General features: G+C 61.2%; 22 protein-coding genes and 2 tRNA genes. 12 read left to right on the top strand and 12 right to left on the bottom strand.

The features are described from left to right. Positions 1-15: 15 nt before the first annotated feature. From GRI34_RS06280 to GRI34_RS06255, 6 genes are all read left to right on the top strand, one after another. On the top strand, positions 16-1,023 hold the full coding sequence (locus GRI34_RS06280; protein ID WP_160595206.1) for a hypothetical protein: 1,008 nt from the start codon (positions 16-18) through the stop codon (positions 1,021-1,023). A gap of 111 nt (positions 1,024-1,134) precedes the next feature. Further along, positions 1,135-1,371: an acyl carrier protein gene (locus GRI34_RS06275; protein WP_006834437.1), complete on the top strand. Its 237-nt coding sequence runs from the start codon at positions 1,135-1,137 to the stop codon at positions 1,369-1,371. Between the two features lie 94 nt (positions 1,372-1,465). After that, positions 1,466-2,725 carry a beta-ketoacyl-ACP synthase II gene (gene fabF / locus GRI34_RS06270; RefSeq protein ID WP_160595205.1) on the top strand — a complete coding sequence of 420 codons (1,260 nt, stop codon included), beginning with the start codon at positions 1,466-1,468 and terminating at the stop codon, positions 2,723-2,725. A 22-nt stretch (positions 2,726-2,747) separates the two neighbouring features. Next, positions 2,748-3,701: an endolytic transglycosylase MltG gene (gene mltG / locus GRI34_RS06265; protein ID WP_160596412.1), complete on the top strand. Its 954-nt coding sequence runs from the start codon at positions 2,748-2,750 to the stop codon at positions 3,699-3,701. Then, on the top strand, positions 3,698-4,216 hold the full coding sequence (locus tag GRI34_RS06260) for a 2'-5' RNA ligase family protein (protein ID WP_160595204.1): 519 nt from the start codon (positions 3,698-3,700) through the stop codon (positions 4,214-4,216). Before mltG ends, GRI34_RS06260 begins: the two co-directional genes overlap by 4 nt. A gap of 76 nt (positions 4,217-4,292) precedes the next feature. After that, positions 4,293-4,369, top strand: a tRNA-Met gene (locus GRI34_RS06255). Between the two features lie 16 nt (positions 4,370-4,385). Here GRI34_RS06255 and GRI34_RS06250 read toward each other — a convergent pair. Continuing rightward, the gene (locus GRI34_RS06250; RefSeq protein ID WP_160595203.1) at positions 4,386-4,985 is read right to left on the bottom strand and encodes an SDR family oxidoreductase; all 600 of its coding nucleotides are present in this window, start codon (positions 4,983-4,985) and stop codon (positions 4,386-4,388) included. A 211-nt stretch (positions 4,986-5,196) separates the two neighbouring features. Here GRI34_RS06250 and GRI34_RS06245 point away from each other — a divergent pair, with 211 nt between their 5' ends. After that, positions 5,197-6,579, top strand: a complete 1,383-nt coding sequence (locus GRI34_RS06245; protein WP_160595202.1) for an NAD-dependent succinate-semialdehyde dehydrogenase — start codon at positions 5,197-5,199, stop codon at positions 6,577-6,579. A gap of 29 nt (positions 6,580-6,608) precedes the next feature. Here the strand turns inward: GRI34_RS06245 and GRI34_RS06240 are convergent, their stop codons facing one another. From GRI34_RS06240 to yghU, 7 genes are all read right to left on the bottom strand, one after another. Beyond that, positions 6,609-8,123 (bottom strand): tryptophan halogenase family protein, encoded by a 1,515-nt coding sequence (locus GRI34_RS06240; protein ID WP_160595201.1) that lies wholly within the window; start codon positions 8,121-8,123, stop codon positions 6,609-6,611. 16 nt (positions 8,124-8,139) lie between these two features. After that, positions 8,140-9,933, bottom strand: a complete 1,794-nt coding sequence (locus tag GRI34_RS06235; protein ID WP_160595200.1) for a tetratricopeptide repeat-containing sulfotransferase family protein — start codon at positions 9,931-9,933, stop codon at positions 8,140-8,142. Continuing rightward, positions 9,930-10,718 (bottom strand): hypothetical protein, encoded by a 789-nt coding sequence (locus GRI34_RS06230; protein ID WP_160595199.1) that lies wholly within the window; start codon positions 10,716-10,718, stop codon positions 9,930-9,932. The genes GRI34_RS06235 and GRI34_RS06230 overlap by 4 nt, the downstream gene beginning before the upstream one ends. A gap of 117 nt (positions 10,719-10,835) precedes the next feature. Then, positions 10,836-13,994: a TonB-dependent receptor domain-containing protein gene (locus GRI34_RS06225; RefSeq protein WP_160595198.1), complete on the bottom strand. Its 3,159-nt coding sequence runs from the start codon at positions 13,992-13,994 to the stop codon at positions 10,836-10,838. Between the two features lie 191 nt (positions 13,995-14,185). After that, positions 14,186-14,971 (bottom strand): enoyl-CoA hydratase-related protein, encoded by a 786-nt coding sequence (locus GRI34_RS06220; RefSeq protein WP_160595197.1) that lies wholly within the window; start codon positions 14,969-14,971, stop codon positions 14,186-14,188. Positions 14,972-15,088: 117 nt separating this feature from the next. Next, positions 15,089-15,163 (bottom strand) — tRNA-Gln (locus tag GRI34_RS06215). A gap of 48 nt (positions 15,164-15,211) precedes the next feature. Next, positions 15,212-16,063 carry a glutathione-dependent disulfide-bond oxidoreductase gene (gene yghU, locus GRI34_RS06210; protein ID WP_160595196.1) on the bottom strand — a complete coding sequence of 284 codons (852 nt, stop codon included), beginning with the start codon at positions 16,061-16,063 and terminating at the stop codon, positions 15,212-15,214. A gap of 90 nt (positions 16,064-16,153) precedes the next feature. On the opposite strand from yghU, the gene GRI34_RS06205 reads away from it, so the two are divergent. The 3 genes from GRI34_RS06205 (at position 16,154) to GRI34_RS06195 (ending at position 20,941) form a co-directional block, all read left to right on the top strand. Next, entirely contained in the window at positions 16,154-17,158 is a 1,005-nt protein-coding gene (locus GRI34_RS06205) for a DNA topoisomerase IB (RefSeq protein ID WP_160595195.1), read from the top strand. A gap of 269 nt (positions 17,159-17,427) precedes the next feature. Further along, on the top strand, positions 17,428-19,488 hold the full coding sequence (locus GRI34_RS06200) for an NAD(+) synthase (RefSeq protein WP_160596411.1): 2,061 nt from the start codon (positions 17,428-17,430) through the stop codon (positions 19,486-19,488). Between the two features lie 109 nt (positions 19,489-19,597). Then, positions 19,598-20,941: an MFS transporter gene (locus tag GRI34_RS06195; protein ID WP_160595194.1), complete on the top strand. Its 1,344-nt coding sequence runs from the start codon at positions 19,598-19,600 to the stop codon at positions 20,939-20,941. Here GRI34_RS06195 and GRI34_RS06190 read toward each other — a convergent pair whose 3' ends face one another. Further along, complete coding sequence (locus GRI34_RS06190; protein ID WP_160595193.1) at positions 20,942-21,535, bottom strand: FMN-dependent NADH-azoreductase; 594 nt, start codon at positions 21,533-21,535, stop codon at positions 20,942-20,944. It lies immediately after the preceding gene. A gap of 15 nt (positions 21,536-21,550) precedes the next feature. After that, the gene (locus GRI34_RS06185; RefSeq protein ID WP_160595192.1) at positions 21,551-22,252 is read right to left on the bottom strand and encodes a pirin family protein; all 702 of its coding nucleotides are present in this window, start codon (positions 22,250-22,252) and stop codon (positions 21,551-21,553) included. Between the two features lie 106 nt (positions 22,253-22,358). Between GRI34_RS06185 and GRI34_RS06180 the strand changes: the two genes are divergently transcribed. Next, on the top strand, positions 22,359-23,288 hold the full coding sequence (locus GRI34_RS06180) for a LysR family transcriptional regulator (RefSeq protein ID WP_160595191.1): 930 nt from the start codon (positions 22,359-22,361) through the stop codon (positions 23,286-23,288). Here GRI34_RS06180 and GRI34_RS06175 read toward each other — a convergent pair. Further along, complete coding sequence (locus GRI34_RS06175) at positions 23,285-24,364, bottom strand: branched-chain amino acid aminotransferase (protein ID WP_160595190.1); 1,080 nt, start codon at positions 24,362-24,364, stop codon at positions 23,285-23,287. The two genes, GRI34_RS06180 and GRI34_RS06175, sit on opposite strands and share 4 nt — an antisense overlap. Before the next feature lie 431 nt (positions 24,365-24,795). After that, on the bottom strand, positions 24,796-25,359 hold the full coding sequence (locus GRI34_RS06170; protein WP_160595189.1) for a hypothetical protein: 564 nt from the start codon (positions 25,357-25,359) through the stop codon (positions 24,796-24,798). A 71-nt stretch (positions 25,360-25,430) separates the two neighbouring features. Here GRI34_RS06170 and GRI34_RS06165 point away from each other — a divergent pair, with 71 nt between their 5' ends. Further along, positions 25,431-26,147 (top strand): TlyA family RNA methyltransferase, encoded by a 717-nt coding sequence (locus tag GRI34_RS06165; protein WP_160596410.1) that lies wholly within the window; start codon positions 25,431-25,433, stop codon positions 26,145-26,147. Positions 26,148-26,159 lie beyond the last annotated feature (12 nt).

Raw genomic sequence — 26,159 nt, 5'->3', positions numbered from 1 at the left:
AAAAGCGGGGGAAGTATGAAGATCAAGAGTTTATGGGCCGCACTTGCAGGGGCTTCTATCCTGCTTGCGGCCCCTTTGCATGCCGAAACCCTCCCGGTTTCGACCATGGCGCCAGCAAATACGGACGATGCAATCGGTATCGACGTCATCATGATCGATGACTTCGAAGGCAGCGCCGGTCCCGACCTGAAATACGCCCTCATGGATCGACTCGCTGCGGTAAACGTCGAGCAAGGCCCTTTTTTCAAGATCGTGCCAAGCGACAAGGCAGGTAGTGGTTCGCCAGGTATCCGCAGGGGCACGCTGTTCGGCGTGGCGCAGGTCGACGTCGACGAAATCGAGCTCGATCCACGCATCGAAAAGACCTGCATCGAGGAGAAAAAGGACGAATGCGTGCGTTACAGGACCACCGAGGTGGCCTGCTATGCAATCGTCGTCTCGCTCAACGCCAATGTTCGGATGGTCGCCGAACTCGGTCGTGAAGAACGCTATTCAAACGGCGGCGAGCGCGCTCGCAGGCTGGAATATTGTGCAGGCGATGATCGCCCGACCGTTGGCGAAGTTGGGCAGTCTCTGCTCGACGGTTTTGCCCGGGAAGTGCGCATGGATTTCGCTCCCCGGATGGGGAGCGAGCAGGTCAGATTGCTGGAAAAGAGGAAGGGCCTGTCGAAAGAGGACCGCGCCACCTTCAAGCGCGCCCTTTCGCTTACCAAACACGATCAAATCGGGGCCTGTGTCCTTTTCGACCAGCTTTCACAAAACAATTTCGATCATCAGTCGGTTCGCTTCAACAGTGCCGTGTGCCGCGAGAGCGAAGGAGATTTGCGCCGGGCGCTGAGCGACCAGAAATTCATCGAGGGCAGGCATGGAGGTCATTCGTACGTCCGTACGGCCATCGCGCGGCTGCAAGCGACGCTGGCGGCTCAGGATCAGGTCGGAAAGCATTTCCCGCCCGACTATATCCTCGACGAAATCTGGGGGGTGAGCGAAGATGACGCAGGTGAAACGACCTCCCTGCCGTAAGGTCAGGCTCGATTCCCCTCCGTCAAAGCAGCCACCCCCTTGCGCTTATCGGCGGCGTTCATTAGGGCGAAAGCCAATTTGCTAACCCCCATGAATTCGAGAGGGAATAAAATGAGCGATACTGCCGACCGCGTGCAGAAAATTGTTGTCGAGCACCTCGGCGTCGAAGCCGACAAGGTGACGCAGGAAGCCAGCTTTATCGACGATCTTGGCGCAGACAGCCTCGACATCGTTGAACTGGTCATGGCGTTCGAAGAAGAGTTCGGCGTCGAAATACCCGACGATGCGGCTGAGAAGATCACCACCGTCGGCGATGCGACCAAGTACATCGAAGAGCACAAGGGCTAATTCCCTCGAAAGCTCAATTTCCCGCGTAAAGCGGGACCGGACAGGCCCGACCCGATAGCGGGCCGGGCCTGTTGTTTTTTACGCGGAGAATTACATGCGTCGTGTGGTCGTAACCGGACTTGGCCTCGTCACCCCCCTGGGCGGCGATGTGGAGACTACCTGGTCCAATCTCATCGCTGGCAAGAGCGGGGCGGGCAAGATCACCCGCTTCGACGCTTCGAACCAGAAGGCGCAGATCGCCTGCGAGGTTAAGGGCAAGGACCACGAATACGGCTTCGATCCCGACAAGCGCGTCGACCACAAGGTCCAGCGCCAGGTCGATCCGTTCATCATCTACGGCATCGACGCGGCCGGACAGGCCATCGAAGACGCTGGCCTCGAAGACATGGACGAAGCTACCAAGATGCGCACCGGCGTGTCGATCGGTTCGGGCATCGGCGGCCTTCCGGGTATCGAGAGCGAATCCATCGTCCTGCACGAACGCGGTCCGGGCCGTGTTTCGCCGCACTTCGTCCATGGACGCCTGATCAACCTAATCAGCGGCCAGGTGTCGATCAAATATGGCCTGATGGGGCCCAATCACGCAGTCGTGACTGCCTGTTCGACCGGCGCCCACTCGATCGGCGATGCCGCGCGAATGATCGCGCTCGATGATGCCGACATCATGCTGGCCGGCGGTGCGGAAAGCACCGTGAACCCGCTCGGCGTGGCGGGCTTTGCTCAGGCGCGTGCGCTCAACATGAGCATGAACGATACGCCCGAAAAGGCGAGCCGTCCATATGACAAGAACCGTGACGGCTTCGTCATGGGCGAGGGCGCGGGTGTCGTGGTTCTCGAAGAATACGAGCACGCCAAGGCCCGCGGCGCGAAGATCTATGCCGAAGTCGTGGGCTATGGCCTGTCGGGCGATGCCTATCACGTCACCGCCCCGCACCCGGAAGGCAAGGGCGCTGAACTCGCCATGCGCATGGCGCTGAAAAAGTCCGGCCTCGAAGCCTGTGACATCGACTACGTCAACGCACACGGCACCTCGACGATGGCGGACACGATTGAACTTGCCGCGGTAAAGCGCGTGCTGGGCGACGATCTGTGCGGCGCTTCCATGAGCAGCACGAAGTCGGCCATCGGCCACCTCCTCGGCGGCGCGGGTGCGGTCGAGGCGATCTTCTGCATTCTCGCAATCCGCGACCAGGTCGTCCCGCCCACGCTCAATCTCGAAGATCCGGACGAAGGCACCGAAGGCGTCGATCTTGTCCCGCTCACCGCCAAGAAGCGCGAAGTGAAAGCGGCGCTGAACAACAGCTTCGGTTTTGGCGGCACCAACGCTTCGCTGATCGTCAAGAAGGTCGACTGAGGTGGCAAAACGCTCCGCGCTGATGCTCGGCGCGGTTGCCGCGCTGGTTATGGCTGCTGCAGCCGTATGGTTCGCCAGCGGCTGGTTCGGCTCCGCCCAGATCGAGGAAGACACGCCCTTCATCGTGCCCTCGGGATCGACGCTGACCTCGGTGGCGAACCGCATGGAGGAGGAGGGTGTGGTTGCGTCCGCCGACGCTTTCCTGCTGCGCGCGAAGATTTTCGGTGGCGGCGATCCGATCCAGGCGGGGGAATTCCTCCTGCCCGCAAACGCCAGCCAGTCGCAGATCCTCGACATGTTCCAGTCGGGCGACGTCATCCGCCGCTTCGTTACCATTCCCGAAGGCATGCCCTCCATCCTGGTATGGGAACGCCTAATGGCGCAGGAGCACCTGACCGGCGAAATCCCTGTGCCGCAGGAAGGCAGCGTGTTGCCCGACACTTATGATTTCGAACGCGGCGAGGAACGGGGCGCCGTCCTCGCCCGCATGCAGGCGGCGATGCAGAATTACCTCGCCGAGGCTTGGCCGCGCCGCAAGGAAGGGATCGCGGTCGACAATGTGAAGGATGCGCTGATCCTCGCATCGATCGTCGAGAAGGAAACCGGGGTGCCGGAAGAGCGGCGCATGGTCGCAGGGCTTTATTCGAACCGCATCAAGGACGGCATGCTGTTGCAGGCGGACCCGACCATCATCTACCCGATCACCAAGGGCAAACCGCTTGGCCGCCGCATCCGGCAATCGGAAATCGCCGCGGTGAATGACTACAATACCTACTCGATGGTCGGGCTGCCCAAGGGGCCGATTACAAATCCGGGCCGCGAATCCATCGCCGCCGTCCTCGATCCTGAGGCCACCGAAGCGCGCTATATGGTCGCCGACGGGACGGGCGGCCACGCCTTCGCAGAGACGCTGGCCGAGCATAATGCCAACGTCGAGAAGTGGTTCGCCCTGCGCCGCGAACGCGGTGAAATGTGAGCGGGAGCGACGCGCCCCTGATCCTGACGGCGGAGCTGCCAGAGGACCTTCACGCTCGCTTCACCGACCTGCGGACCGAGCATTTCCCGCCCGAGCGCAATTACCTCGAAGCGCATGTGACGCTGTTCCATGCCCTGCCGGCGCAGTGCGAGGACGAGGTCCGTCGCTACCTTGCGCGCCTCGTGGGGGAAACGGCGCCGGTCGAGGGGAGGGTAGAGGGTCTCATGTCGCTCGGGGGAGGCACCGCCATCAAGCTTGTCAGCCCCGCGATGCTCGACCTGCGCGACCGGATCGCCGATCATTTCCACGGCATGCTGACCAACCAGGACCAGCATCGTCCGCGCCTGCACGTGACGATCCAGAACAAGGTCACTTCCAAGGAAGCAAAGGCGCTTCAGGCGCAATTGAGCGGTGTGATCCAGCCCCGCGACTTCGCCTTTCGCGGCCTCACGCTTTACGCTTACCGTGGCGGACCATGGGAGTTTCTGCGCCGCTTCGCATTTCGCGGGAAATGAGTGTTGACCGATAGGCGCGCGCGCCCTAAATGCGCCGCCTGCCGAGCGGGCATTTGCCCGCCGCACGGCCTTTCGGGGCGGAGTAGCTCAGGTGGTTAGAGCAGCGGAATCATAATCCGCGTGTCGGGGGTTCGAGTCCCTCCTCCGCTACCAAACCGACATCTTGCCGTTAGCAGACGCTTTCCATCAGATACGCTTTGTTGCGCAGGCTATTGTCGCTGATAGCGCGCGCGAGGACGGCCGCCACATCACCGCGCGCTGCCTTGCCCTTGGGATCTACATCGTCGCCCAGCTTCACGTCGCGATCGCCGTCGTCGTCCGTGAGCGCGACGGGACGCACAATCGAATAATCGAGACCGGAGGCTTCGAGATGCTCGTCTGCGGCATTTTTCGCTTTCAGATAGTGATAGAGCTCGGAATCCGGGTCGGGATCGTCCGCTCCTACGGAACTCAGCATGACGAAGCGGCTGACATTGGCGGCTTTTGCCTGGTCGATCAGCTTGATGGCCCCGTCGCGATCGACCTTTTCGGTCATTTCCTCGCTCGTGTCGCCGCCCGAGCCCGCCGCAAACACCACCGCATCGACATCTGAGCAAACATTGTCGTCCAATTGAGTCAGATCGGCTTCGCGCGTCGCGACACCTTCAGGCAATTCCGAGGTGTCGGAAGAGGCGCGATGCATCGCGATCGGTTCATGACCTGCCTCCATAAGCTGGCGGGTGAGGCGAAGTCCGGTGTTGCCGGTCGAGCCGGCGATAAGAATTTTCATGATGTGCCTACGTTCTGGAAATCGGGGTTGGAAAGGATCGTTGTTCGATGGCTGAACGCATCCCGCACCAGATCGTTTCGACAGCCGCGGTCGCTGCGAGCGGAGAAGGGGCGCCTCGGAACACGGTAGTGCCGTCACCGTTGGCCACGTGAAGTCCAACCCTGCGAGCGATGCCAACGCGCGCTTGCCCAACGATCAGAAAGCACCTCCCATGAGCACGATTCAGACCAAGAACCCCGCGACCGGGGAAAATCTTCAGACCTACGACCTGATGAGCGAAAGCGAGGCGTTCGGGATCGTCGAGGCTGCGCATGAGGCGTTTCTGGATTGGCGCAAGAAGTCCCACGAGGAACGCGCACCATACCTGCGCAAGATCGCTGAAGTCCTGAGAGACAACGCGGACAAGTTTTCCGAGCTCATGACCAAGGAAATGGGCAAGCTCTACAAGGACGGCAAAACCGAAATCGAGATTTGCGCCCGCATTTGCGAATACACGGCCGACAATGGACCCGATGCGCTGGCCGATGAAGAACGCCAGCATAGCGGCGGCAAGAAACGCGGCATCGTCACCTATTCCCCGATCGGCGTAATCTACAGCGTGCAGCCGTGGAATTTTCCGGTCTACCAACCCATGCGTGTGCTGGCGGCGAACATCATGGCCGGAAACGCTGTCGTCCTGAAACACGCATCGATCTGCACCGGCAGCGGCCTGTTGCTGCGTGACCTGTGTCTCGAAGCCGGACTGCCCAAGGGGCTGTTCGACGTGATCCTTGTCGGCCACGACGTATCTGACAAGATCATCGAACACGATCTGGTCCGCGCCGTGACCATGACCGGCAGCGATGGCGCAGGCAGCCATATCGGCGAACTGGCGGCCAAGAACCTCAAGAAAACGGTGCTGGAGCTCGGTTCGAACGACGCTTACCTCGTCCTCGAAGATGCCGACATCGGCCTGGCAGTGAAAACCTGCGTTCAGGGTAGGCTTTACAATAATGGCGAGACCTGCGTTTCGGCCAAGAGGTTCGTGGTAACCGACGCCGTCTACGACGACTTCGTATCGGCATTCGTCGAAAGCATGAAATCGGTAAAGATGGGCGATCCCTTCGACGAGGACACCCAGCTGGGCCCGGTTTCGAGCGAGGAGCAATTCGATACGCTGGTCGAGCAGGTCGGCAAGAGCCTTGATGGAGGTGCAACCCTGCTGTGCGGCGGAGATCCCGACAAGGACGCGCAAGGATGCTATTATCCGGCAACGGTACTCGCCGACTGCAAGCCGGGCACTCCGGCCTATGACGACGAACTCTTCGGCCCTGTCGCTTCCATCATTCGTGCCAAGGATGACGAGGACGCCATGCGTATCGCCAATGACAGCCGCTATGGCCTTGGCGGGGGTATCTTCACCAAGGATGAGGACAAGGCGATCCGCTTGGCCCGCGATCATTTCGACACAGGTATGGTACGCATCAACTCGTTCGGAGCGGCAGACCCGAATATGCCTTTCGGCGGGGTCAAGGATTCAGGTTATGGCCGCGAACATGGCGGCTTCGGCATGAAGGAATTCGTCAACGCGAAGGCCATCTTCCTGCCATCGTAAGGCGATGACCTGCCTGCAGTGGCCGGGATCTATGAGGATGTCCCGGCCATGCGGGCCAGGAATTGTCCGTGATCGGGCAGTCCCTCGGCGCTCTTGCGCAGCGAGCTGGCGATATGGGCGATGCGGTCCGCGATCGGTTGTGGCTGCGCGCGTGCCGTTGCCGGATGGGGGCGGGCCGGTTCGAGATTTTGTCCCAGTAGAAGCGAAGTCCACGATCCGAGCTGGAAGAGATGCCCGCCGTCGATGGCCACGCTTCCGTGCGAACGCCAAAGTTCGAGGATCGTCGAAAGGGTATCCGGCAATTCCATCGTGCGGCAATGACGCCAGAACTCGCTGTCGTCGCGCTGCGTCACCGCATAGTGCGCAATCACGAAGTCCCGGACTTGCTCCCATTCCTGCTGCGTTTGCGCATTGAAGCGGTCGCGCAGGACAGGGTCGATCGCTTTGGTCGGGAATAGTTCTACCAATCGTTCGAGGCTGGCCTGGACCAGATGGATACTGGTCGACTCCAAGGGCTCCAGGAAGCCGGCGGCAAGGCCGATCCCGACGACATTGCCTGCCCACGCCTCCTGCCGCCTGCCTGTCCGGAACCTGATCAGGCGTGGGTCGCCGCGCAGATCGCCCGATACGGTCGCCAGCAGGCGCTCTGTCGCCTCTTCCTCGCTCGAAAACGCGCTTGAGAAGACGTGACCGTTGCCGGTCCTGCTCCGAAGCGGGATGCGCCATTGCCAGCCAACGCTGTGGGCGATGGCCCGGGTCATCGGAGATATCGTATCGCCCACGTTTTCGGTCTGCACGACGAGCGCGCGGTCGGCAGGCAGCCAATGGCTCCAGTCGTCGAAGGGCACTTCCATCGCCTCGCCCAATACGAGGCTGCGGAAACCGGAACAGTCGATGAAGAAGTCGGCTTCAAGGGTGGCGCCGCCATCCAGGCCGACTCCTGTGACTTCCCCCGTTTCTGAAGCGCGGTGGATTGCGACAACCTTTCCCTCGGTCCGCTTTACGCCGCGGCTTTCAGCGACTTTGCGCAGATACTGCCCATAGCTGAGAGAATCGAAATGATAGGCGTGGGGGAGCAGTCGGGAAAGTTCGCTGCCCGGGCGCTGGTCGATGGCAAACCGGTCAAGATCGGCGGCGGCCCGGCCAAGGAACAGCTCCTGCCACTGCGGATATTCCTGCCGACCTGCTTGCTTGCCCAGTAGCCACCAGTGATGGAGGCGTACCATCGCATCGAGTTCTTGGCCGACATGTCCGAAGGCGTGTAGGTATCGATCGCCCGGCACCCCCCAATTCTCGAATTCGATACCGACCTTGAAGGTGGCATCGGTCGCCCTGACGAACTCGACCTCGTCGATCCCCGCCATGCGATTGAATTCGCGGATAGGCGGGATCGTTGCCTCTCCGACACCGACCGTGCCGACTGCTTCGCTTTCGACGAGCTCGATCGCCACGGTTTCGGAAAGAGCACGCGACAGATATGCGGCTGCCATCCAACCGGCCGAGCCGCCACCCACGATCAAAACCTTGCGAATAGGATCGGTCATCGCGCTTACCTAGATCTCAGCTTCCAGCCAGCTCACCCAAGGCATCGGACAAGGGAGCGAGATGCGCCTCATAGTCCTTCCATGCCTTGATCCCCTTGCGGTTCAGGGGCTTACGCACCTGTTCGGAGCTGGCCGTTGCCACCGCTTCGGACGACTGGTGGAAGGCGAGCATTGCCTCCTCGTAGGAAACGCCGAGAAATTCGCACACATCGCCGAGCACGTCCTGCGGACGGTCCACGAGGTTCTCGTATTCGACAAGCATGATCCGGTCGGGGAACCGCTCGCGCAGGGCATCGGTGAATTGCGTATAGGTGCGATAGAAGCTCGCAATATCCTCCAGATCGCTGGAAGCCGCATGGCCGCGGGCGAACAAGGTGCGATAATTCGACCAGCAACAATCCATCGGATCGCGCCGGATATCGACGATTTTCGCTTGCGGTAGCATGCGCAGGATCAGGGGCAGGTGGCGCCAGTTCATGTGCATCTTGTCGATGATGATCTTGGCATTGCTGCGCATCATCTCGCGTGCACGGTTGCGATACCATGTGCCCATGGAGGCAAGCGCCTGGTCGTTCAGGCCGGCTATCGTTTGCGGAAGCGCGTCGCGGCCCTGGGTCAGCATCAGGCGCTGGACCATGTGGGAGACGACCTGCAACTCCCCGAGCGGTTCGATGGCGTCCGACTGGCCGAGCATTCGTTCGAGCAGGGTCGAACCTGCTCGCGGCATACCCACTATGAAGAGGGGAAGGGGGGACGCGTTCTCGCCTGCTTCCTTCGGTGCTGCCGCGATTGAGCTTGCGTGATCGAGGTGCTTTGTCATCAACTGCGCGAACTCAGTTGCATCGAAAGGCTCAGCTTCCTGGCGCTTACGGTTTCCGGCTTCGAAATGTACGAATGCCTGGTCGAAATCCTTCCGCGCGTGATGAGCCATTGCGAGGGCGAAGTGGAAATTGATCTCGCGCTCGCCCTTGAATCCGGCTGCTTCCAAACGTCTGGTCAGATAAGCGATATCGTCATCGGAGAGACTGGGAGCGTCGAGATCGGCGAGACTCCACCACGAGCGCGCATGATCGGGATCGAGCTCAAGCGCTTTGCGGTACGCCTCTTTCGCCTCATCGCTCCGCCCGACGAAGCGCAAGGCGTCTGCGTGATCGGCACGAAAATCGGGCGATTTCGGCTTCAAGTCGATCAGCCGCTGCGTCGTCTCTACGCAGCCATCGAAATCTCCAGCGCCGGTCAGAAGGCGATTCTGAAGTGAGAGAAGGCCAATGTCGTCCGGGGCAGCGGCAATGAGCGGATCCAACGTCTTGCGAGCTTCGGTCAACTGGTCCGACAGCATCAAGCCGTTGACCAGCAGCACGCTCGCGTGGGCAAAACCCGGCGCTCGATCGAGGACCATCTTCAGCATGGGGATAGCCTTGTCGTGCAAACCGATACCCAAGGCGCTCTCGGCGGAGAGGACTATTGCGGCAAGATCTCCGGGAAAGTCCTTGAGATGCTTAGCGGCAAGATCGCTCGCCGCGGGGAAATCACCCGCATTGAGCGCCTTGGCTGCCTGCGCCAGCACGGGATACCGGCGCGCTTCGTCGATAGCGAGGAGTTCGGCCTTGGCGGCGAAATCCGCCTCGCCCCTTGCGCGATGGGCCGCAGCGGCAAGGCGCAGGGCGCGCGGTTCGCGCCCGTCCTTGCGCAGAATGACCTGAGCTTGCTTCAGAGCAAGGGCAGGGTCGGACTGGAGTAGGGCGGCGCCCCGGGCGAGGGCGTCGTCGAGCGAACCGCCGACGGTTTCCACAGGGCGTCCGCCGCTCATTGTGCGTACCCCAGGATGGTGCGCAGGCGCGGCGATACGAGATCGACGATGTCGCGCTGTGCTTGCGGGAGCGTGTCGGGAATGTTGACCCCGCGCATGGTCAGGTTCTGTCGGGCAGTACCGCTCTGCTCCGGATCCGCTCCGATGCGGACCCGTTCGCGCCAGTCATCGGGTATTGTAATACCGCAAGCTTCGAGAAGCTTGGCGAAATAGGCTTCGCTTTCATCGCTATCGAGGTTCTTCACTGCGTCGCGCAGTTCCTCGAACCTGACGAGGTATTCGCCCGTCCCAAGCCAGGCGACCGCGTTGAAAAGAAACGTCTCGTGAAGACCGGGGCTCTGACGCGGCAGGCCGAAGATCACGACATTCATAAGCTCCTCTGCGGTGAGCGGGGCCTTCTTGAGGATATCGAGATCGCCGGAGAACTCGTCGGACAGCATGAAGCGGGCCATTGCGAGAACCCAGTCGTAGGGATCGCGCACGAGGAGGATGCGGCGCGCGCCACCCGTGGTCGCAGCCGAGATATCGGCGAAGAAGAGGTGCCCCCAGCTCAGTTTGGCGGGCGGCCCGTCGAAAGCCGCGACATGGCGCTTGAGATTGGCGAACTGGATGAAGTCGGCGTTGTATTGGTGTTCCACCGGTACGAACATGCGGATGATGTTGCGCAGCAAATGGCTGCCGGACTTCGGGAGGCTGTTCAGGAAGACTGGCTGATCGAGCGGCGTTTGCGGGAATTCCGTATTCCGTTCGTCGAGATTGTCCGGCTTGACGTGAATGGTTTGCATGCCAGCCGGATTAAGGGTGCGGGCGCAAAGTGCAAGGCTGGCGAGGATTTCGACCGCGCAAAAGAAAAGGGGCGATGCCTTCCGGCACCGCCCCTGATCTGTGGCTAAGCGAGAAGCTTAGAAGTTGATGCCTGCACGCACGAACAGACGACGGCCAAGCCAGTCATACTGCGATGCGAACAGCGGCGTTGCACCACCGATGGTGGTGATGCCGGACACTTCAGGCGGACGCGTGTCGAAGATGTTCGAAACACCGGCGGTGATTTCGAAGCGGTCTGCGAATTCCTTCGTCAGCGAGAGGTTGTGGTAGAACACAGCATCCGTGATCGGACGAACGCAATATTCGCCGAGGTAGACGAATTCTGCGATCGGGCTCGTTTCCGGGCTGCGGCAGAGCGTGCCGAAGTCTTCGATGTAGTCTTCTTCACTCGACGAAGCGCCGATGATGTCGAGACCGTAAAGAAGGTTCCAGCCCTTGTAGTCATAGCCAAGGTTGATGTCGGCCGTGAACTTGGGATCGCCAACTTCTCCGTTGAAGTCTTCGAACTCGCCAAGACGCGCAACGGTGTCTTCCAGCTGGTAGGTAGCCTGAGCAAGCAGCTGGATGCGACCGGCATCACCGAAGTCGTGGCTTGCACGGACGGTGAAGTCGATACCGCGGTTCAGCTGTTCATCGACGTTGATGAACTTGCGGAAGATGTTGCGGATGTTGGTCGGGTCGCCGTCCTGGCCACGCTCGAAGAGATCACAGAACGGGCTGTTCGGGAAATCTTCGGAATCGTAGCACGAACGGAGGATCGACGTCGGCGTGAGCTGAGCGATTTCGTCCTTCACCTTGATATCGAAGTAATCGATGGTGATGGCGAGGTCGCTGTCCGAACCGATGTACGGCGTCAGGATCGTGCTGGCCGTGATGGCGCGCGACGATTCCGATTCCAGCACGCCGACACCGCCAGAGGTGAAGACGCTGGCCTGGATGCCGGCACCGGTACGGTCATCGGCGAGACCTTCAGAAGCGCAGTTGTCAGCAATACGCTGAGTGATTGCACCTTCTGCGAGGTTCTGACCCCAGTTGACGCACGGGTCGACAGTCTGGCGAGCGCCGCTGACCTGGTCGGCCAGGAAGAGCTCGAACAGGGCCGGTGCACGGTAGGACGTACCGTAGGTTGCGCGGAAACGCAGCCAGTCGTTGACCTGCCAGTTACCCATCAGCTTGTAGGTGATGTTGCCGTTGTCGGAGTCCGAGAAGCCATCCGAACCACGGACCGAGTTCACGTTCGTGACACGAGCCGATGCCGACAGGACGAGGTCCTGAACCAGCGGACGGTCGCGCATGAGCGGAACTTCGATTTCGGCGAAGGCTTCGGTCGTCTCACGATAACCGAAGGTGTTGCCCGAGGAGAACGGGTTTGCGAAACCGTTGTCTACAAACGGACGCTCGTAACCGTCATCTTCCGGCGACAGGGTCGGGTCGAAATCGGGGTTCGGAGCGTAGGTGATGTGACCCGGAAGGTCGTTGATGTCGTCACGGCGGTAGACGGCACCGGCTGCGAAGCCGAGCCAGCCTGCCGGCAGTTCGAACGCCTGGCCCGAAACCGAAGCTTCGACGAAGACCTGTTCGTACAGGGTGTTACCGACTTCCGTTTCCGTGAAGTAGGCTTCTTCTTCGGCGGTGAAGTCACCGGCCATGATGCGCGGATCGACCCAGTTGACCTGGAGACACTGCTTGCCGCTGATCGGCGTGACGAGGCCTGCACAACCGGCACCGAAGGCACGGTTGGTCTGCTGGCTGATAACGTCCTGCAGGATCTGGTCGAGTGCGTAATCACCGTCCGAACGGCTGTACTGACCGTGGATGTCGAAACCGATACGGTCGCTGAAGTCACCCGTCAGGCCGAGGACCGCGCGATAGTAATCGACGGTGATCTCGTTGTCGTAGTTGTCCAGAATACCGGTCGGCGACAGGAACTGGAAGTTGCCATTCCAGCCGGGGAACGGATCGTCCGGATCGCCTTCGTCGTACTGCTGCGTGTAGCCGAAGTTGTAGAACTGGCTGTAGCTGTCGACATAGGTACGACGCTGGTTGAACAGGCCTTCACCATAGAGGCGAAGCGTGTCGGTGATGTCGAACGAACCTTCGACGTAAGCGGTGTAACGCTCGGTCTCGGGGATGACGGACGACTTCTGTTCGAACGGGTGGTAGCTGTTGGTCAGCGCCTGGGACACCGGATCGTACTTCGCGACCGGATACCAGCCTTCGGGCGACGAGACGTCGAAAGCACCGGTGATCGGGCCCGGACGATCGAGGTACTGGCCCAGATTGTCATTGCCGTAGCTGAACTGCATGAGCGTTGCCGGCGAGTTCGTCTGCGGAACGTTGCTGGCATAGTATGCCCAGACGTGGCCCCAGGTCGTACCGTTACAAGCAAGGCTGCCGGTGCGCGGGTCGATCAGGTCGACACGCTCGTCACCGTCTTCAGTGCGGAACAGGTAGTCGTAGTCGCAACCGAGATAGTCGCGGTCCTGGCGCTCAAGTTCTTCCTGGCGATAATATTCACCGGCGAACATAATGTGGCCGCGGTCGAATTCCTTGCCCCAGGCAGCGGAAACCTGGTAGATTTCGCCGCCGCTTTCGAACGGCAGGGTAACCGAACCGTCGAGCTCGAGACCGTCGGTTGAGCGCTTGGTCAAAAGGTTGACCACGCCGGCCACAGCGTCCGAACCGTAGATCGACGATGCGCCGTCCTTCAGGATTTCCACCGACTGGATGATAGAGGAGGGAAGCACGTTCAGGTCGAACGAGGCAACGCCGCCGCGCGTACCGGCGGGGCCTGCACGACGCGAGTTGAGCAGGACGAGGGTACGTTCGGCACCCAGGCCGCGCAGCGAGATCGTTTCTGCACCCGGACCACCGTTCGAAACGGCGTTGACCGAAATTGCCGAAGTGATCTGCGACGAACCGCTCGCGATCGGCGAGTTCTGGACGATCTCTGCGACGTCGGTAGCGCCGGTGCGGCGAGCGATGTCGGGATCGATGATCTGGAGGGGCGAAGAGCTGGTCGCTTCGCTGCGACGGATGCGCGAACCCGTAACGAGGATGGTGGTACCCTCGGGGACTTCCTGACCTTCTTCCAGGATTACGACTTCTTCGTCATCCTGCGCGTCAGCGTCCTGGGCCACGGCCGGCGAAGCCAAGGTCACGGCGAGTGCAGCCAGGCCGGAGCCTGCCAGCAGGCGCGTGGCCTTAGGATTCGCACCGTAAATGCGAGTATTCATATATTCTAAACCCCCTAAGCAAACCGGGTTTTCCGGTGTTGGCGATTCCCAAAATTGCACTGCCCGGGAAGGCAGCACAGGCGTTAATGTCGGCACTTCTGCGGAAGATCGGTTGGAAAACAATCAACGAGCGCGGTTTTTACCCATTTTCATGAGGCCTTGTGGTCTTTTCGCCACAAGGGAGCGCCCGATCAGCTGCCTTTGAATTCGGCCTTGCGTTTCTGGAGGAACGCCATGGCCCCTTCGACGGCATCTTGTGTGCTGCCGGCAATGCGCTGCGCGTTGGCTTCTGCCGCCAGCGTTGCGGGAAAATCGGCTTGCAAGCCCTCACGCAGGGTGCGTTTCATTTGGCCGATTGCGACCGTGGGGCCATTGGCCAGCCGCTCGACGAGAGCCTGTGCTTCGCCCGCCAGGGCGTCGTCCTCGACGCAGCGATAGATCAAGCCGATGCGCTCTGCTTCCTCTCCGTGAATTTTCTCACCGAGCATCATCATGCGAGTGGCTTGGGCAGTGCCGATAAGGCGGGGGAGCATCCAGCTCGATCCGCCATCGGGGACCAGGCCGATATTGACGAACGCCTGGAGGAAGTACCCGCTCTTGCCCGCCAGTACGAAATCTGCAGCGAGTGCGAGAGAGCAGCCGACGCCCGCGGCAGGGCCCTGAACCACGGAAACGACCGGGACGGGCAGGGCCGCCAAGGCCTGGATCATCGGGTTGTAATGCTGGCTAAGAGACGCAAAGGCGCGATCGCCGCCGCTGACAGACATTTCGGCATTCGCGGCAAGGTCGGCGCCCGAACAAAAGGCGCGACCTTCCCCGCGAAGCAGGACGGCGCGTGCATCGCCGATGTCGCGGATCGCAGTGAATATCTCGTCCGCCATTTGCGGCGGGCAGGCGTTGAGGCGTTCGGGACGATTGAGCGTTATCGTGAGTACGGGCCCGTCGCGTTCGGCCTTGATCATTTCGAAATCGCTCATGGGTCCTCGTTCTCCTGTCCCTTGTGTCCGACCCGTTTGGTCAAAAGGGTGCGCAAATGCAACCTAGTTCGCTCGCAAAAGCGAGTGGGGGACCGGTATCGGGAGAATGGAGGAGAGTGGCTGGGGTGGCAGGGATCGAACCTGCGAATGCCGGTACCAAAAACCGGTGCCTTACCACTTGGCTACACCCCAGCAGGCGGGCGCTCCTATAACGTGCCCGCCGTCAATGTGAAGGGGGGATTAGAGCTTCTTGCCTTCAAAATCGGCAGCCGAGTGACGCTCAAGCAACTGCGTGTCTTCATCGCCCCATGCCTTGTTGACGATCCGGCCGCGCCGGACTGCAGGGCGATCGGCGATCTGCTTGGCCCAGCGCGCGACGTTTTCATACTCGTGGATCGAGAGGAAGGTCTTGGCCTCGTTGTAAATGGTGCCTTCGACGAAGGGCGCCATCCATGGCCAGGCCGCGATATCGGCAACCGTGTAGTCCTTGCCTCCCAGATATTCACTGTCCGCGAGCCGCTTATCAGCGACATCGAAGAGCCGCTTGGTCTCCATGGCGTAGCGATTGATGGGGTACTCGAACTTCTCTGGCGCGTAGGCGTAGAAGTGCCCGAAGCCGCCGCCGATGAAGGGCGCGCTGCCGATCTGCCAGAACAGCCAGCTGAGCACTTCTGCGCGGGTGTGATCGGTCGGCAGGAATGCCCCGAACTTTTCCGCCAGGTGCATAAGGATCGCGCCGCTCTCGAAAACGCGGACGGGTGTGTCGCCGCTACGGTCGAGGAGGGCGGGAATCTTGCTATTGGGGTTCACGTCGACGAAACCGCTGGTGAATTGCACGCCGTCGCCGATATTGATCGTGTACGCGTCGTATTCTGCGCCGGAGTGGCCCGCTTCGAGCAATTCTTCCAGCATGACGGTGGCCTTCACCCCGTTCGGCGTCGCCAGCGAGTAGAGCTGGAAATCATGCTCTCCGACCGGCAGGTCCTTCTGCTCACGCGCACCTGCTGTCGGAGCGTTGATGCTGGCGAAGCGCCCGCCGTTCTCGGCGTCGTGAGTCCAGACTGCGGGCGGGGTGTAAGTCGCATCGGCCATAGTGATCTCCTTTTGGGTGGGCTAATTCACCCTTCCATTCGTCGCAAGGTGGGGAACCGCTACACGCTTGCCACGGTTCTTCCCTTCGCCATGACGAAGCTCATCTATGTAGACGACAGCCTGCCCGGCATCACCCGCAAGGGCGCGGGCAAGGGCTGGGCGTATTACGATCCCAAGGGCGAGCTTATTCGCGACCGCAAGGAGAAGGAGCGGCTCAACGCGATCGCCCTGCCGCCCGCTTATGAGGACGCATGGTTCTGTCCGGCGCCGAACGGCCATATTCTCGCGACCGGCCTGGATGCGAAGGGACGCAAGCAATATCGCTATCACCCCGATTTCCGCGCTGCCCGCGAAGGCGAGAAATTCGATGGCTGCATCGCGTTCGGCGCGTTGCTCCCCCTTGTTCGCAAGAGGGTGGAGGAAGATTTGCGCGGCCGAAAACTGACCCGCGACCGGGCAGTGGCAAGCGTGGTGCGACTGCTCGATCTCGGCGCGGTTCGCGTCGGCAATGAAGGTTATGCCGAGCGTAACAAGAGTTTCGGCGCGACGACTTTGAGGCGGCGGCATGCAGAGGTGACCGGCAAGACGCTGCGCCTTCGCTATCGTGGAAAGTCCGGCAAGCAGCGTGAAGTAACGCTTACCGATGGCAGTCTCGCCCGACTGGTGCGCAAGATGCAGGACCTACCCGGCCAAAACGTTTTCAAATATGTCGATGATGATGGCGAGGTGAACCCCGTCGGTTCGAGCGACGTGAACGCCTATCTCGAAGAGACGATGGGCGAGCGCTTTACGGCGAAGAATTTTCGTACCTGGCATGCAAGCGTGTTGGCCTTCGAGTGCCTGCGCCAGGGCGAGGGTAGGCTGCCGATCAAGGAACTGCTCGATTGTGTTGCGCAGAAACTCGGCAACACCCCCGCTGTAACGCGCAAAAGCTATATCCATCCGGCCGTGATCGATCTCGTCGATCGCCAGGAGGAATGGCGGGCTTCGCTGAAGCTGCCTCGTGCGACGCAGTGGCTCACGCGGGACGAACGCGGGCTGCTGGAGCTATTGCAGGATGCACCCGACGTGGCGGAGCTGCTTGCTGTGGCTTGATCCTTGCGCGAATTATCTTTTCGGGATAATCGCAAGAAATGCATAAAGCAGGACAGAAACTCAAGGCATGGCGGCTGGCGCAGAAACCTCCCCTGTCCGCAGAAGAGTTCGCGTCCCGTCATGGCTTCAAGACGCAGACCGTGTTCGGCTGGGAAAGCAAGGGCCGCATCGCCCGCGCACAGGCCCAGCGCACGCTCTCCGAACTCGGCATTTGCGAGCCTGCGGACTGGATAGAGCCTGCCGAAAACCAACAGGAAGAAACGCGACCCATGGCCAGCGGTGACACGCATCCCTTTTTCGATTTGCACACGCACGGGTTCGTACGCGTCGCAACCGCCACGCCGAAAGTCCGCACCGCGGATATCGCCTACAATGCCCAAGGCATAATCGAGCAGGCGAAAAAGGCGCATGAGCAGGGCGTCGATCTCCTGCTTTATCCGGAACTGAGCCTTTCCTCCTACGCGCTCGACGACCTGCATTTGCAGACCGCGCTTCTGGAGGCGGTCGAACGGCATCTTTCAGAAATTCTCGAGCGGTCGCGCACGCTCACACCTGTGCTCGTCATCGGCGCCCCGCTGCGGCGGAACGGGCGGATCTACAATTGCGCCATCACCATCGCCAAGGGGCGCATCCTCGGTGTGGTGCCCAAAAGCTACCTGCCGAATTACCGCGAATTCTACGAAAAGCGCTGGTTCAGCCATGGCCGTGATTGTGTCGGGCTGGAAATCGATGTGTTGGGCGAGACCGTGCCCTTCGGAACGGACATCGTCTTCGAAGCGGAAGACCTCGCCGGCTTCACCTTCGGTATCGAGATTTGCGAGGATTTCTGGTCGCCCAATCCGCCCGGTACGCTTGCCGCGCTGGCCGGGGCGACGATCCTGCTCAACCTCTCCGCATCGAACATCACGATCGGCAAGTCGGATGAGCGGCACATGCTCACACGCGCCAGCTCGTCACGCTATGTCTGCGCCTATGCCTATTCCGCCAGCGGCTATGGCGAAAGCACCACCGACCTTTCGTGGGACGGGCAGGGCATGATCTACGAACTCGGCGATTTGCTGATCGAGAGCGTGCGTTTCGATCACGAGCCCGAACTGTGTGTCACAGACGTCGACACGCGCCGCATCCTTGCGGAGCGCATGCGGATGCAGACCTGGGGCGATGCAGCCGATGCGGCGGGTCGCCCGGAAGACTGGTACCGCAAAATCGGCTTCGAGCACTGCGCGGCCCCCAAGAATAAAGGACTGGTCCGACCGATCCGCCGCTTCCCCTTCGTCCCGAACCGCCAGGAAAAGCTGGACGAGGATTGCTACGAAGCATTCAATATCCAGGTCGACGCTCTGATGCGCCGGATCGAAGCGACGCGGCCCAAGTGCCTGGTCATCGGCATCTCGGGAGGGCTCGACAGCACCCATGCCTTGCTGGTCGCCGCCAAGGCGATGGACCGCCTGGGCCGCCCCCGCACCGATATTCGCGGCTACACCATGCCCGGCTTCGCGACATCAGACGGCACCAAGTCCAACGCATGGAAGCTGATGAAGGCATTCGGCATCTCGGCGGAAGAAATCGACATCAAGCCGACGGCGACGATGATGCTGGAGAATATCGGCCACGCCTTCGCCGACGGACATCCCGTCTACGACACCACGTTTGAAAACGTCCAGGCGGGCCTGCGCACGGACTACCTCTTCCGCCTTGCAGGACAGCATAGCGGCTGGGTGATCGGGACCGGCGACCTGTCCGAACTCGCGCTCGGTTGGTGCACGTATGGCGTAGGCGACCAGATGAGCCACTATGGTGTCAATTCGGGCGTGCCGAAGACGCTCATCCAGTATCTCATTCGCTGGACCACGACGACGCACCAGTTCGACGATCATGTCGACGAGGTATTGCTCGATATCCTCGACACCGAAATCAGCCCGGAACTGGTTCCCGCGGGCGAGGATGGCACGATCCAGAGCACACAATCGATCATCGGCCCTTATGAGTTGAACGACTTTTTCCTGCACCACGTCATTCGCTGGGGACAAAGTCCGAGCCATGTCGCGTTCCTTGCCTGGCACGCGTGGAAGGACGCCGAGGCCGGCCAATGGCCGATCGATTTCCCCGAAGATGCCAAGAACGCATACGATCTTGCCACCATCGCCAAGTGGCTGGAAAACTTCGTGAAACGCTTCTTCGGCTTCAGCCAGTTCAAGCGCAGCGCCATGCCCAACGGGCCGAAAGTCAGCGCGGGCGGCGCACTTTCGCCGCGCGGCGACTGGCGTGCGCCCAGCGATGCCGTAGCGGATCTGTGGCTCGATGACCTGAAGCGAAACCTGCCCGGCTGATCTTGCTAGATCGCCCGCGATAGGGCAGCACTGAGGCAATCGGATCGTAGGGACGCGATCGGCCAAGGGCAGACAGCCAGCCGTCACTCATGCTTATGGGGGCTAAGCGATGGCATCTGCCGCGTCCGGAAAATCACTGATCCTTGAAGACAGTCTGCGCTTGCGGTTGTTCACCCTTTTCATCCTCTACGTTGGCCAAGGCATGCCGATCGGCTTGTTTTGGTTCGCGGTGCCGGCATGGATGGCCGTCAACGGGGCGCCTGCGGCCGATGTCGGCTCTGTGGCTGCGCTGACGGCGCTTCCGTGGTCGCTCAAGCTCGTCAACGGGTTCATCATGGACCGCTATACCTTCCTGCCCATGGGGCGACGCAGGGCGTGGATCCTTGGTGCGCAGCTCGTGATGATCGCATGCCTGCTGATAGCAGCGCTAATAGACCCTTCCGTGAAAGACGTCGCAATTCTCGGCGGTATCGGCTTTGCCCTGAACCTGGCGACGACGTTCCAGGACGTGGCGGTCGATGGCCTTGCGGTCGATATCATGACCGAGGATGAACGAGCGCGAGGTTCCGGCATGATGTTCGGCGGTCAGGCGATCGGTATCGCCGCCGCAACGGCCATTTGCGGTTTCGTAATCGGGGACTTCGGAGCGCCAGCGGCATTCCTGATTGTCGCCGCCCTGATTTTTGTCCTGTGCGTTTACATTGCCTCGTTCAGGGAGCGGCAGGGCGAAAGGTCGATGCCGTGGAGTAGCGGCAGGGCCCACGAGAGGAACCTGGAAATCCAGCTCGATGCCTGGTGGCCGCTGCTCAAGTCCACGTTCAACTCGATGCGAAAGTCGTCGAGCCTTTTGTGGCTGCCTTGCCTGTTCGGGCGCGGGGTCCTCTATGGCGGCTTCGCAGGTGCGACACCGCTCATCGGGGCCAATTATGTGGGCTGGGACACTGCCGAAATATCCAGCCTGACCGCAACGGCCGGGCTGCTGGCCGGAGTTCTGTGTATGACGCTGGGTGGCTGGCTCGGAGACAGATACGGCGCGAAGCGGATCGGCATCATGTGGGTGGCGTCAGGCATCGCGATGTGCGCGGTCATGTTCGGAGCGGTCGAACACTGGAGCAGCTCTGCTGTCTTCATGGCGTTCGTCTATTTCTGGATCCCGCTCGACATGCTGATCACGGTCGCATTGCTGCCCATCTCGATGCGGCTGTGCGACCCGACCGTCGCTGCGACGCAGTTTACTATCTACATGGCGGTGTCGAACTTCGGGATTTCGTTTGGAGCGTTCATGCTGGGCAAGACAGACGCGCTTGGCGGTCTGCCCTCGATATTCATCATCGTGGGCGCCGGATTGACAGTCGCGCTACTGCTGTTGCTGACAGCAAAATTCCCGCGCCGCCCCGAATATTATGAAATCCAGAAGCGGCGCGAGATAATGGCGGCTCACAAGCCCGCGTGATCAGGCGGCGAGGCGTTCGACCTTTTCGTGGGCTTCGGCGATCTTCTCTTCGCCGCCTTCACCCATGATGCCATCGGCGGCGACCATTTCGACATCGGTGATGCCGAGGAAGCCGAGGAAGAACTTCAGCCACGGGCTCATGAAGTCGATCTCGCTCCCGATCGGCGTGCCGCCCGACGCGATTGCGATATAAGCCTTCTTGCCGGTCAGGAGACCTTCGGGGCCATTTGCAGTGTAGTGGAACGTCGTGCCTGCACGGGCGACGAGGTCGGCCCACGCCTTGACCGTGGCGGGAACGGCGAAGTTGTAGACCGGCACGCTCAACACGATCGTATCGGCTGCTTTCAGCTCTTCGATCAGTTCGTCGGCCACCTTGGCCAGTTCGTGTTGCTCGGGCGAACGTTCTGCATAGGGTGCGAGGTTTGCCGCGAAACGCTCCGCATCTATGAACGGGATCTCGTTCTTCGCGAGGTCGCGGATGACGATCTTCGCGTCCTGCTTGGCTGCGAGGTTTTCGACCAGCTTGGTGCCGAGGCTGCGCGAAACGCTCTCGCCATCACGGATACTGGCGGTGATGTGAAGGATAGTGCTCATGTGTCTGTCTCCTGTTCAGGCCGCATCGACAAGGACGAGTTCGCTGTCCTCGAGAGCGGTAATGGTGATGCTGCCTTCTTTGGTGATGGCGATGCCGTCGCGCGCTTTCGCCTCGATATCGCCGATGCGGATGCTTCCGGTCGCCGGCACGAGATACAGGTGCCGATCGGCTGCTGTAGGCATGTAGGTCACGCTTTCGCCTGCCTTGACCGTCGCACCCAGAACGCGGGCATCGGTCCGGATGTTGAGGGCGTCGTCGTCGTTCGCGGCTCCACTGGCGAGCGGCACGAACTGGCCGGCGCGGTCGTCCTTGGGGAACTTGCGTGCACCCCAGCCGGGCTGGCCGCCGCGTTCGGAAGGGATGATCCAGATCTGGAAAAGCGTGGTTTCCTCGTCTTCCAGATTGAATTCCGAATGCTGGACGCCGTTTCCGGCGCTCATCACCTGGACGTCCCCTGCCTCGGTCCGGCCTTCATTGCCCATGCTGTCGCGGTGGGTGATCGCGCCGGTGCGGACATAGGTGATGATTTCCATGTCCCGGTGCGGGTGCGTCGGAAAGCCGCTTTTCGGCGCGATGATGTCGTCGTTCCAGACGCGCAGGGCGCCCCAGTTAACGCGCTCCGGATCATGGTAGCCGGCAAAAGAGAAATGGTGGTTCGCATCGAGCCAGCCGTGGTTGGCCTTGCCGAGCGTATCGAAAGGGCGGTGTTCGATCATATCGGGTCTCCTCAAAGGGATTGCTTCGTTGGAGCAACAGATAGCGATTGCGCTATGTTTCGATAACTGCGATAAAATACGTTAAGATGTTCAGGAAATACGAACAGTGAAGTTTGGCGAGCCTAGCCTCGACCAACTCCGCATCTTTCTCGCAGTGGCCGAGGAGGGGAGCTTCGGCGCCGCGGCGCGCAAGATGGGCCGGGCGGTCTCGGCCGTAAGCTACGGCATTGCCCAGATGGAAGCGCAATTGGGGGTCACGCTGTTCGAGCGCGAAGGCTCGCGCAGGCCGGTGTTGACGGATGACGGCAAGGCGCTGCTCCCTGAAGCCATGGCCGTAACCGACGGTGTCGACACGCTCATTGCGAAGTCGCGAAGCCTCCATGCCGGCCTCGAGAGCGAGGTTTCGCTGGTCGTCGACGTGATGCTGCCGGGCGAAGTGACGGCGGGGGTGCTGCGCGAATTTCGCAAGATGTATCCCAATGTCGCCCTGCGACTACAGGTGGAAGCCTTGGGTGCTGTCGAGGCTTGCCTCATCGGTGGCGGCGCGGACCTGGCAATCGGCGGTCCGTTGATGGCCGACAGGGCGGAACTTGAACGACAGGCCGTCGGTGCCGTCGAACTGGTCCCCGTTGCCGCCCCCGATCATCCACTCGCGCGCGCCGGCATCAAGCCGGGGCAAAGCCGCAAGCACCTCCAGCTCGTATTGTCGGACCGCTCGCCCCTTTCGGAAGGACGGGAATTTTCGGTGCTGTCGCCGCAGAACTGGCGCCTGGCAGACCTCGGCGCGAAGCACGCGCTTCTCAAGGAGGGAATCGGCTGGGGCAATATGCCGCGGCACATGGTGCGCGGCGATCTTGAGGAAGGCAGGCTGTGTCTGCTGGACCTCCCCGAAAAGCCCGGGGCGAACTATACGCTCAGCGCGCTTTGGCGCCGAGATGCGCGGCCAGGCCCTGCAACCAGCTGGCTTATCGATGCAATCAGGGACCGACTGGCGGCGTGCGAAGGAGTGGAGCCTTCGGTGACGGCCCGGCCTTAGAGCTTCGTGACCCAGCCGTGCGTATCGCTCACGGCGCCCTTCTGGATGCCGACTAGCTTTTCGCGGACCTTGTTGGTGATCTGGCCGGTACCGCCAGTGCCAATGGTGAAGTCGCCATCAGGGCCAAGAACAGTGCCGACTGGCGTCACGACCGCAGCGGTGCCGCAGGCCATCGTTTCCAGCAGCTTGCCGGTGGTCGCATCAACGCGCCACTGGTCGATGCTGTATGGCTCTTCGCGAACGTTGAGACCCTCTTCGCGCAGCAGCTGGATCAGGCTGTCGCGGGTAATGCCCGGCAGGATCGTGCCCGTCAGCGGCGGAGTAATGACCGTGCCATCGTCGAATACGAAAAACAGGTTCATCCCGCCCAGTTCTTCGATCCATTTCTTCTCGACCGCATCGAGGAAGACCACTTGGTCGCAGCCGTTCTCGATACCCTCGGCCTGGGGCACGAGGCTGGCGGCGTAATTGCCGCCGGTCTTCGCCGCACCGGTCCCGCCGGGAGCTGCGCGCGTATAGTTGCGGCTGACCCAGATCTTCACCGGCTTCGCGCCGCCCTTGAAGTAGGGGCCGACGGGGCTCGCAATCAGGATATATTTGTACTGCCTCGCCGGGCGAACGCCGAGAAACGCCTCGGATGCGAACATGAAAGGGCGCAGGTAAAGCGAACCGTCGGGATCGCTCGGCACCCAGTCACGGTCGGCGGCGACCAGCTGGCGGATGGATTCGAGGAAAAGCTCTTCCGGCAATGCGGGCATCGCCATCCGCCTCGCGCTCGCGTTGAAACGCCGCGCATTCTGTTCGGGACGAAACAGGCCGAGCGTGTCGTCGCCGTGCTTGTAAGCCTTCATCCCCTCGAAAATTTCCTGCGCGTAATGCAGCACCGCCGCCGCAGGATCGAGGCTGATCGGCTGGCGCGGGCCGAGCGTGGCCTGATACCATCCACCCTTGTCCGCATCATAGTCGATCACGACCATGTGATCGGTAAAAAGCTTGCCGAAACCGGGATCCAGAAGCGCCTGCTGGCGGGTCTCGTCGGGAACGGGGGCGGGGTGGGGAATGTGCGCGAAATCCATGACGCGCGGTTAGTGTGAAGGGCGCGCGGGCGCAAGTATCGAGACCCTCAAATGAGAAGGGCGACCCTCGCCCGTAGGAGGATCGCCCTTCGCATGGTCAGCGGTCGGAAGCGCCGCTCACGTAGCCTTACTCGGCAGGAATGTTACCGAATATGCTCCGTAGGGATCTTCACCGACCTCGCTACTGAACCATGAGACATCGGATCACCTCCTTTCAAGCTTGTGAGCTAGACCGCCGTTTCACTGGTGGCCAAGACCGCGTGCGCCGCTGATCTTGCTTACAATTTGTTGCGGAAAAGAGGTGAAAACAAGGCTTGTAAAAAAGTTATCCCACGTCAGAATTGGCGTTTGTGGCTCGGGACGAATCCCGGGCCTTTTTCGTATCCGGATCGGGGGCTCTTCCAAGGAGGCGGGCCGAGCATCGAATCAGGTCAGCGGCAATCCTCGATAACCCGCGTCACTTCGGACCATGCCGGAAGGTAAAGCGGCGACGAATTGCTTGTTTCCACAGCGAATCGTCCGCGTGTGAGGGCCATGGCATCAAGCAGTGGGTCGCGTGCCTGCACGTCGGCAGCGAGTGAGGAGGCGCTGTCGCCTTGCCGTGCCGCAAGCGTGCGGGTGGCTGTTTCGGTGCGAATGGTCATGGCCGGAGTGGCGCTGCTGCCTGCCTGATAGCGAATCATTGCCATACGGGCGCTGCCACGCATGCAGCCGATGGCGAAGAGTGGTCCTCCGTTGCGGCCGGAAAAGCGCGCGATCGTTCCGCCATCGACCGTCCCGTAAGACCAGTTGCCGGAGGTTTGCGGGGCATCGATCCAGTTTGCGGTAACAGGAGCCTGCGGTACCGGTGTCGGTGTCGGCGTAGGTGTTGGCGACGGAGTGCTGACGGGTGCAGGGCTGGGCGCGGGCGTCGGCTCCGGTGAGGGCGGGATGCAGGCGGCAAGGCCGATGGTCAGCGCACAGGCGGCTGCAAATTGTCCGTAGATCGGTTTCATACCGGTCCAATGCGCGCTAACGCCCTTGGTTTCAAACGGAGTTTGCTGTGGCGAAGAAACGTCTCGACCAAATGCTTGTCGATCGCGGCCTGGTGGAAAGCCGGACCCGTGCGCAGGCGCTGGTCATGGCGGGACTGGTTTTTTCTGGCGAGCAGAAGCTTGCCAAGCCCGGTCAGCAATTGCGCGAGGACGTTCCGCTTGAAGTGCGCGGTCGCGACCATCCCTGGGTGAGCCGCGGCGGGATCAAGCTGGCTCACGCGATCGAGCATTTCGGTCTCGATCCGAGCGGGGTCACCGCGATGGACATCGGCAGTTCGACCGGCGGTTTCACCGACGTGTTGTTGCAGGGCGGAGCCAGCCACGTCTTTGCTGTCGACAGCGGCACCAACCAGCTTGCGTGGAAGCTGCGGCAGGACGAGCGGGTGACGGTGCTCGAACAGACCAGCGCGCGCATCCTAACGCCCGAGATGATCGACCGGCCCGTGACATGGGTGGTGTGCGATGCGAGCTTCATCGGCCTCTCCAAAGTTCTCGAACGCCCGCTCGAACTCGCTGAAGAGGACTGCCGCCTCGTCGCTCTCATCAAGCCGCAGTTCGAGGTCGGGCGCGAGGAAGTGGGCAAGAAGGGCGTGGTCAGCGATCCGGCGCTTCATGCCCGCGTTTGTGACGAGGTGCGCGAGTGGGTCGAAGGTCTGGGTTTCGAGGTGCAGGGCATTGTGGAAAGCCCCATCACGGGCCCGGAAGGCAATGTCGAGTTCCTGATAAGCGCTCAGCGGGGCCAAGCCTGACATTGACGCTTC

Origin of the sequence: Qipengyuania aquimaris, from assembly GCF_009827445.1 — a bacterium.
Classification (GTDB): domain Bacteria; phylum Pseudomonadota; class Alphaproteobacteria; order Sphingomonadales; family Sphingomonadaceae; genus Qipengyuania; species Qipengyuania aquimaris.
This window is presented reverse-complemented; position numbering and strand designations above follow the sequence as displayed.

What these genes read in the sequence shown, in the direction of transcription:
- GRI34_RS06280 (WP_160595206.1), top strand. Translation starts at nt 16, where the DNA reads ATGAAGATCAAGAGTTTATGGGCCGCACTTGCAGGGGCTTCTATCCTG.
- GRI34_RS06275 (WP_006834437.1), top strand. Translation starts at nt 1,135, where the DNA reads ATGAGCGATACTGCCGACCGCGTGCAGAAAATTGTTGTCGAGCACCTC.
- fabF (WP_160595205.1), top strand. Translation starts at nt 1,466, where the DNA reads ATGCGTCGTGTGGTCGTAACCGGACTTGGCCTCGTCACCCCCCTGGGC.
- mltG (WP_160596412.1), top strand. Translation starts at nt 2,748, where the DNA reads ATGCTCGGCGCGGTTGCCGCGCTGGTTATGGCTGCTGCAGCCGTATGG.
- GRI34_RS06250 (WP_160595203.1), bottom strand. Translation starts at nt 4,985, where the DNA reads ATGAAAATTCTTATCGCCGGCTCGACCGGCAACACCGGACTTCGCCTC.
- GRI34_RS06245 (WP_160595202.1), top strand. Translation starts at nt 5,197, where the DNA reads ATGAGCACGATTCAGACCAAGAACCCCGCGACCGGGGAAAATCTTCAG.
- GRI34_RS06240 (WP_160595201.1), bottom strand. Translation starts at nt 8,123, where the DNA reads ATGACCGATCCTATTCGCAAGGTTTTGATCGTGGGTGGCGGCTCGGCC.
- GRI34_RS06235 (WP_160595200.1), bottom strand. Translation starts at nt 9,933, where the DNA reads ATGAGCGGCGGACGCCCTGTGGAAACCGTCGGCGGTTCGCTCGACGAC.
- GRI34_RS06230 (WP_160595199.1), bottom strand. Translation starts at nt 10,718, where the DNA reads ATGCAAACCATTCACGTCAAGCCGGACAATCTCGACGAACGGAATACG.
- GRI34_RS06225 (WP_160595198.1), bottom strand. Translation starts at nt 13,994, where the DNA reads ATGAATACTCGCATTTACGGTGCGAATCCTAAGGCCACGCGCCTGCTG.
- GRI34_RS06220 (WP_160595197.1), bottom strand. Translation starts at nt 14,971, where the DNA reads ATGAGCGATTTCGAAATGATCAAGGCCGAACGCGACGGGCCCGTACTC.
- yghU (WP_160595196.1), bottom strand. Translation starts at nt 16,063, where the DNA reads ATGGCCGATGCGACTTACACCCCGCCCGCAGTCTGGACTCACGACGCC.
- GRI34_RS06205 (WP_160595195.1), top strand. Translation starts at nt 16,154, where the DNA reads ATGACGAAGCTCATCTATGTAGACGACAGCCTGCCCGGCATCACCCGC.
- GRI34_RS06200 (WP_160596411.1), top strand. Translation starts at nt 17,428, where the DNA reads ATGGCCAGCGGTGACACGCATCCCTTTTTCGATTTGCACACGCACGGG.
- GRI34_RS06195 (WP_160595194.1), top strand. Translation starts at nt 19,598, where the DNA reads ATGGCATCTGCCGCGTCCGGAAAATCACTGATCCTTGAAGACAGTCTG.
- GRI34_RS06190 (WP_160595193.1), bottom strand. Translation starts at nt 21,535, where the DNA reads ATGAGCACTATCCTTCACATCACCGCCAGTATCCGTGATGGCGAGAGC.
- GRI34_RS06185 (WP_160595192.1), bottom strand. Translation starts at nt 22,252, where the DNA reads ATGATCGAACACCGCCCTTTCGATACGCTCGGCAAGGCCAACCACGGC.
- GRI34_RS06175 (WP_160595190.1), bottom strand. Translation starts at nt 24,364, where the DNA reads ATGGATTTCGCGCACATTCCCCACCCCGCCCCCGTTCCCGACGAGACC.
- GRI34_RS06170 (WP_160595189.1), bottom strand. Translation starts at nt 25,359, where the DNA reads ATGAAACCGATCTACGGACAATTTGCAGCCGCCTGTGCGCTGACCATC.
- GRI34_RS06165 (WP_160596410.1), top strand. Translation starts at nt 25,431, where the DNA reads ATGCTTGTCGATCGCGGCCTGGTGGAAAGCCGGACCCGTGCGCAGGCG.